Source organism: Domibacillus sp. PGB-M46 (genome assembly GCF_022668875.1).
Lineage (GTDB): Bacteria > Bacillota > Bacilli > Bacillales > Domibacillaceae > Domibacillus.
Window position 1 is genome coordinate 1 of sequence record NZ_JAKGCR010000051.1, and the last position, 6,795, is coordinate 6,795.

Genomic DNA, 6,795 nt, shown 5'->3' on the forward strand with positions numbered 1-6,795 from the left:
ATTTAGTCTACTATATTGAAAATATCTCATGTATCTAGAGTAAATAACTATTATATTTTATCATCTTTGGCGAGAACACCCCCCCACTTCAGGCTTGCTAAGTGGTGGATGAATTGCTGCTCTTTCAGTCATTCTTTTTTCTTGAAAGCTCTATTGCTAAAATGGTATATTAGGTATAAAACAAATGTTCGGTTGATGAGAAAAATGATAAAAACCAAAACAAATGAAAAACAAAACCTTCATTACATTTCTCAATAAAAGATTCAACACTGTATTGTTCAATTTCATCTTTTCCGCGGATCTTCAGCTGCTTTTCTACTCCTAGCTCTAGTGTGTATCCCAGCCTGCTTTTCGAATGAACCGATAGCCGGACATGGTTTTGTAGCGGACTACAAAATCCTTGATTGTTCTTCCCAATGCGTGGCCGGCATGCGGCAGACCATTGGAAGTAGGCGGCCCACAAACGTTTCCTAGCCTTCCCTGTTTGTAATGGACAGACGAAATGTCCCTTTCTTTTTCCATACTGTCCTGATCCGAGTTTCTCTTTCAAATGCCGTCTCTTTCATTGGTCTCACCTCGTTTTTTAGAATTAAAAAACCCGATTCTGATGCTGCGCAGAATCGGGTTTATAAACAAATAAACACGGATAAAAAGAAAAAAACCATTAGTGGTGGTTTTCCTTTATCTCTCACTACGTACCATCATACGCGTTCTTTTTAACGACAGAAATCCGTCAAAGCTTAATCTGTGTTCAGCTTAGCTTCGCGGAGAGGATTTTCACTGTGGTCTTACCGTTGACTCTCAGCAAATCGTCAACTCTCTGTAGATAAGATGGTCACAGCTACTCTTTCTCGTCATCGAATTCTCATATTTTGTTAATAGTTATTGGCTGCCTTACGCTCCATATTCTCTGTTGTCAACAAAATTCAGAAAACTTATTCCTCCATCATTCGACATAAGCCGACTTTTTTTCCTCATTGTGGTATAGTGATTAAAAAAACGGACAGGTTACTTCATAAGTGAATCGGCAATACATTCTTTACTGCCTGCCTGTTTAAAGCGCATACATTAGGTATCTTACCATTCTGCATTCCATGAAGGAGTTAGGGCGACATGTACTTCTCTATGACTTTGCTGGCCATACCGTGGATTATTGCTTTGTGGCACCTTCATCCAAAAGATAAGCAGCTGATCCCATTGATTGCTCCTTTTGCTGCTGTTGTAGCTTTTATTGTTAATGGGCTGGGTGTGTATTTTGGTTTTTGGCGTTTTTATCCTTTTATTGAACTAAATGTTTTCGCTACGTATCCCTGTAATTTAGGCATCTTTCCTGTTCTAGGCTGCTATATGATTTACTTTGTTCAAAAAACAAAGCAGCCCTATGTGATTGTTTTTGGAATCGCTCTGTTCACAACGCTTCTTGAAGGGCTGTTCCTTTTAATGGGTAAAGTTGTATACGGAAATGGGTGGAATCTTTTTTGGACCTTTATTTCGTATCTCCTGCCTTATCTTTTAGGATACTGGTTTTATTTGTATTTACAAAAGCTGAGCATCATCAAAAAGAAGTAAACGTTACTTCTTTTTCAATATATTCTTTTTTGTGTATAAATTACCACAATAAGGTTCATACTGATATTGTTAGTTTCAAAACCTAACTCCTATAGAACCGAAACCATTTCGCAGCCAGGCTTTCCGCCTGGCTGTCTTTTGTCGTTTGTTATTATTCAATGATAACAAATAGGAGTAACCCCATATAAAAATGCTGAATCACATGAGAAGTGTATAGCCAAAGTTCTCGCACAGAAGGGAGCCTTTACTTTAGTTTCATCCATTTTCTCTTAAAAAACATGCTTTTCACGTTATGGATTTTCAGAACGCTCTCATGATGATGTGATTTTTACTATACAAATATAGTTTATAATTCGATGAATAAGTTATCAAATAAATCAAAAAATAAATAATATTTTGTCTATTATGGTTGCCAGAATGATAAATGAATGTATATTATTAGCAATAGAATCTTTTTGAAGCTTATGCATAAAATAACGTTTCCCCTATCCTTATGGACTTGATAAGTGAGAAACCAAAAAGTGGAGTGTGTAGTAATGGAAAGTAAATTTGCTAAAAGAGCGAGCCGGGTTAAGTCTTCAGAAACGCGCGAAATCTTAAAGGTAACGGAACGGCCAGAGGTTATTTCCTTTGCTGGAGGTCTACCGGCGCCTGAACTGTTTCCAGTTGAAGCATTAAACGCAGCCTGTGAAGCTGTACTGAAAGAAGACGGGCCGGCCTCTCTTCAATACAGTACAACGGAAGGCTATATTCCCTTAAGAAACGCGATCATCAAGCGTATGAATGCCATCGGCATTCAGGCTTCCCTAGAGCAGGTGATCATTACATCCGGTTCACAGCAGGCGATTGACCTGACAGGGAGACTGCTTCTAGATGAAGGAGATACTATTCTTTGCGAAAGCCCCACCTATCTGGCTGCGATCAACGCCTTTAAAGTGTATGATGCCAACTTTGTGGAAGTAGATATGGATGAAGACGGTATGATCATGGAAGCGTTGGAGAAGCAGCTGCAGCTGCATCCTAACGCTAAGTTTATCTACACCATACCTGATTTTCAAAACCCGACTGGCCGAACAATGAAACTCGAAAGACGAAAAAGAATAATCGAACTTGCCAATCAATACAATGTGCTCATCGTGGAAGACAATCCATATGGAGCGGTGCGTTTTTCCGGTGAACCTCTCCCTCCAGTCAAACATTTTGATACAGAAGGCAGAGTCATTTATTTAAGCACGTTTTCAAAAATCTTCACGCCGGGACTTCGGCTTGGCTGGATCTGTGCCGACGAAGGTTTTATTGAAAAATACGTAGCGTTTAAGCAGACCGCTGATTTGCACTCTGACAGCTTTGCTCAGCGAATTACCGCAAAATACATGGAGCTCTATGATATAGAAGCTCATATTGAAAAAATTAAAGCAGTATACAAAGAACGATGCACCACAATGCTTGACTGCATTAATCATTTTTTCCCTAAAAGTGTCTCTCACAGCAAGCCTGAAGGCGGATTGTTTATTTGGGTCGAGCTTCCGGATTCAGTTGATTCAAGGAAAATCTTTTTAGAATGTTTGAAAAATGATGTAGCATTTGTGCCAGGTATTCCTTTCTTTCCAAACAGCCAGCAAAAAAATACACTGCGCTTAAATTACTCTAATATGCCGAAAGAGCGGATTATAGAAGGAATGAAGCGCTTGGGAGAAGTGCTTCAGCGCGAACTGCAGGAAGAGCCTGCTTCTTAAAAAGCTCCATAAACGCATTATATATGCAAAAAAGCACTTAGACTTTTGCCTAAGTGCTTTTCTTTTTATGTTTATTGATACACAGGGTACTTTTTAGGCTCCATCACAAATGCCTGTTCTACATCATACACTTCTTCCACATAAATCTGGTGCCAGATCATAAACACAAGAATCGTCCAGATTTTACGGCTGTTGTCTTTTTTATTGCCGACATGCTCCTGTAAAAGGTGCAGAACTTCCTGCTTATTGAACAAATAGTCGGTTCCGCTGACTTGAATTAAGTTCACGGCCCAGTCGTATAATTCATCTTTCAGCCAGTGGCGGATTGGTACCGGGAATCCTAATTTTTTACGGTTTACAACATGATCCGGCACAATACCTTCCGCTGCTTTGCGCAGTACATACTTCGTTGTATTGTTTTTAATTTTTTGGTCTGTCGCAATGGATGACGCTACGTCAAATACTTTTCGGTCTAAAAACGGCACGCGCAGTTCCAGCGAGTGCGCCATCGTCATTTTATCGGCTTTCAGTAAAATATCTCCCCGAAGCCACGTATGAATGTCAATGTTCTGCATTTTCGTAACTGCATCATAGTCAGCTGATTGGCGATAAATAGGGGCAGTTACATCTGTATAACCCATGTTCGGCTTGTATTGGGACAGCAGGGCTCTTTTTTCCGCTTCTTCAAACATTTTCGCATTTCCGATATACCGCTGTTCGAGCGGTGTCGCGCCACGCTCGATAAAGCTTTTTCCCTTGAAGCCGTCCGGCAGAATACCGCTCAGTGCTTTCAGTGCGCCTTTCATCGGTCCTGGAATCGATTGGAATATGCGCAAAGATTCCGGCTCACGGTAAATATTATAGCCGCCGAACAGCTCGTCCGCTCCCTCCCCGGATAGCACTACCTTCACATGTTTCCTCGCTTCACGTGCTACGAAGTAAAGCGGAACGGCCGCAGGGTCTGCCAATGGATCATCCATATGCCAGATGATCCTAGGAAGCTCCTGTACAAATTCCTCCGGCGAAATAATATGGCTGATATTTTCTAAACCGAGCGCATCCGCTGTTTCTTTTGCTACATCTACTTCACTGAAGCCATTGCGTTCAAAGCCGACTGAAAAAGTTTTTAAATCCGGATTTACCTGCTTCGCCAGTGACACGATAAAAGAAGAGTCAATTCCACCTGATAAAAAGGAACCAACCGGCACATCACTTCGCATATGCACGTTGACAGAATCAATCAGCACATTGCGAATGTCTTTAATAATCTGGTCTTCCGTTGACTTAATCGGGCGGAATGTCGGTTTCCAGTAAGATTGGATCTTCATGGCTTGTCCAGGTTTTTGCGTAAAGAAATGGCCAGGCTCAAGCTTTTTCACGTTTTCGGTCATCGTATCAGGTTCTGGAACGTACTGGAAGCTTAGGTAGTGCTGCAGAGACTTGGCATCTAATTCGCCTTTTTGTGCCGACAAAATGCTTTTCTTTTCAGAAGCAAAGTACGTTTTTTCTTCCTGCTCAAGGTAGAAAAACGGCTTGATACCAAAATGGTCGCGCGCTCCAAAGATCTGCTGTTCTACCTTGTCCCAGATCACAAAGCCAAACATTCCTCTCAGTCTCTTCACGGCTTCTTCCTTCATATCGCTATATAAAGCAATGATCACTTCTGTATCGGATTCCGTCGCAAACTCGTATCCTTTTTCCATTAATTCTTTCCGAAGTTCAACATGGTTGTAGATTTCTCCATTGAAAATAATCCAGTAACGGTCGTTTTCATACGAAAGCGGCTGGTGTCCACATTCAAGATCGATGATACTCAGCCGTTTAAACCCAAACTGCACATGATCTTCCATAAAGTAACCTTCATCATCTGGTCCTCTATGGGTAATCAAGGCATTCATTTTTTTAAAGTTTTCTGCCATTTCTTCTGTTTGTCTATATGGCCGTGCGTGCATACAACCCACAAATCCGCACATACATTACACCTTCTTAGATAAATTTAATAAAATATTGTTTCCAGCTTTATATACGACAACCCTTTATATAATTCTTTTTTTTGGATGAAGGAAAGTCTGTATTAACTGTACTAATATAAATAATACAGTTAATTTCACGAAAAAGCAAAGATTTACCAGAGTGGATCATTATACCATGAAAACGAACAAATTTGTATAAGATCCTTTATCTACCTTTCCACCATTTCAAAGTCTATAAACGGGGATAAATGACACCGGACAAGGGATGACAAAAAGCCTGTTTTCCTTAGAAAACAAGCTTTTTCGACGGTTTTTTTCTTATTGTGACGAAGTTCTTATATATACTTGCCAAGTGATTCACTAGACCACTGATGAATGACATGCTGTTCTCTATGAAGAACTTTTTGCAGGTAAATCATTGTAGTGTGAATGTCTTCATGCCCGAGTGCCTTCATAATAGAAAAGACATCTGCTTTATTTAAATGAGAGATAATGGCAAAACTATGTCTGAATACGTGGGCTGTTAATTTAATATGGCCGGAATGAACGAAAGGCAGGTCTACTTCTTTGATCACTCTTTTCAAATAATGAGCGAGTCCGTCTGGTTTAAATGCCCTTCCTGTACTTGTAACAAACAGCGCTTCCTCACTGCTGTTCGGAAAAGTAACCGGACGAAACCGCGCTTTCCGGTACTGAAGGATGCTCTCCAGCACTTTTTCTTTTAAAGGAATTTCCCGCCTCTTGTTTCCTTTTCCCGTGACAGACAAATAATGATGTCCTAAAATGCTGTCATACTGCACATCGGCCAGTGTCAGCCGGCATAATTCCTCATTCCGCATGCCGGTGCTGACCAGTACATGAATAAGGGAAAAAGCAATGTATTGCTTTCGCTCCTCAAAGTAATCCAGCAGCTGGATTACTTCACGCGGCCCTAAATCGCGGTTCGGCCGGTCTTCAGAACGGACCGAAACGGTCAGCAGTTCTTCATGGATCGGCTTTTGGATATAACCGCTTTTAAATAAAAAGGAGAAAAAGCTTTTCCAAATAACCGTTTTTCTTTCAAGTGTGGCCGGTGAATAGCTTCCCCTTTTCTGTACATGCGGGCTGTCTTCCGCCACCCACTTTTGGTACCGGCGAAGGTGCCGCTTTTCTAAGCTCTTAAACAAGGAATCATCCACGATATCCAAATCTAAATGCATCACAGGTCCATTCTCAAGCATCTGTTTAATCATCATATGTAATTCTTTTTCATACTCCCGAATTGTACGTTTGGAACGATTCGCTTTTTTGTTTAAATTGGTTTCCCGGTATAAAAAGTAATGCAGCATATCCCGGTCGTTAAAATAGTAAAAATCTGGCTTCCCTTCCCTCTCTGCACGGTCTTTCTGATCAATCAGCGCAGAAATAGCTTCTTCCCTGTTCTCGGGAATCAGTAGACTGTTTCCATTATGTATGATTAATTTGTCCATATGTATCTCCTAGTTATTTATAAACTTCTTTCTAATTAATATATATTT

At 40.6% G+C, this 6,795-nt stretch carries 4 protein-coding genes and 1 pseudogene; 2 read left to right on the top strand and 3 right to left on the bottom strand.

The window, feature by feature from the left end:
* Positions 1–214: 214 nt before the first annotated feature.
* Positions 215–566: pseudogene (locus L2D08_RS23360) on the bottom strand (class I tRNA ligase family protein); the annotation flags it as partial.
* Between the two features lie 547 nt (positions 567–1,113).
* Between L2D08_RS23360 and L2D08_RS23365 the strand changes: the two are divergent.
* Both L2D08_RS23365 and L2D08_RS23370 read left to right on the top strand, forming a co-directional pair.
* A complete protein-coding gene (locus tag L2D08_RS23365; RefSeq protein WP_242237912.1) occupies positions 1,114–1,569 on the top strand; it encodes a CBO0543 family protein in 456 nt (151 codons plus the stop codon).
* 536 nt (positions 1,570–2,105) lie between these two features.
* Positions 2,106–3,305: an aminotransferase-like domain-containing protein gene (locus L2D08_RS23370; protein ID WP_242237914.1), complete on the top strand. Its 1,200-nt coding sequence runs from the start codon at positions 2,106–2,108 to the stop codon at positions 3,303–3,305.
* A 71-nt stretch (positions 3,306–3,376) separates the two neighbouring features.
* Here the strand turns inward: L2D08_RS23370 and asnB are convergent, their stop codons facing one another.
* Together asnB and L2D08_RS23380 are read right to left on the bottom strand one after the other, a co-directional pair.
* Positions 3,377–5,278 (bottom strand): asparagine synthase (glutamine-hydrolyzing), encoded by a 1,902-nt coding sequence (gene asnB, locus L2D08_RS23375; RefSeq protein ID WP_242237916.1) that lies wholly within the window; start codon positions 5,276–5,278, stop codon positions 3,377–3,379.
* 335 nt (positions 5,279–5,613) lie between these two features.
* Positions 5,614–6,747, bottom strand: a complete 1,134-nt coding sequence (locus L2D08_RS23380; RefSeq protein ID WP_242237917.1) for a tyrosine-type recombinase/integrase — start codon at positions 6,745–6,747, stop codon at positions 5,614–5,616.
* Between the last annotated feature and the right edge of the window lie 48 nt (positions 6,748–6,795).

What these genes read in the sequence shown, in the direction of transcription:
- L2D08_RS23365 (WP_242237912.1), top strand. Translation starts at nt 1,114, where the DNA reads ATGTACTTCTCTATGACTTTGCTGGCCATACCGTGGATTATTGCTTTG.
- L2D08_RS23370 (WP_242237914.1), top strand. Translation starts at nt 2,106, where the DNA reads ATGGAAAGTAAATTTGCTAAAAGAGCGAGCCGGGTTAAGTCTTCAGAA.
- asnB (WP_242237916.1), bottom strand. Translation starts at nt 5,278, where the DNA reads ATGTGCGGATTTGTGGGTTGTATGCACGCACGGCCATATAGACAAACA.
- L2D08_RS23380 (WP_242237917.1), bottom strand. Translation starts at nt 6,747, where the DNA reads ATGGACAAATTAATCATACATAATGGAAACAGTCTACTGATTCCCGAG.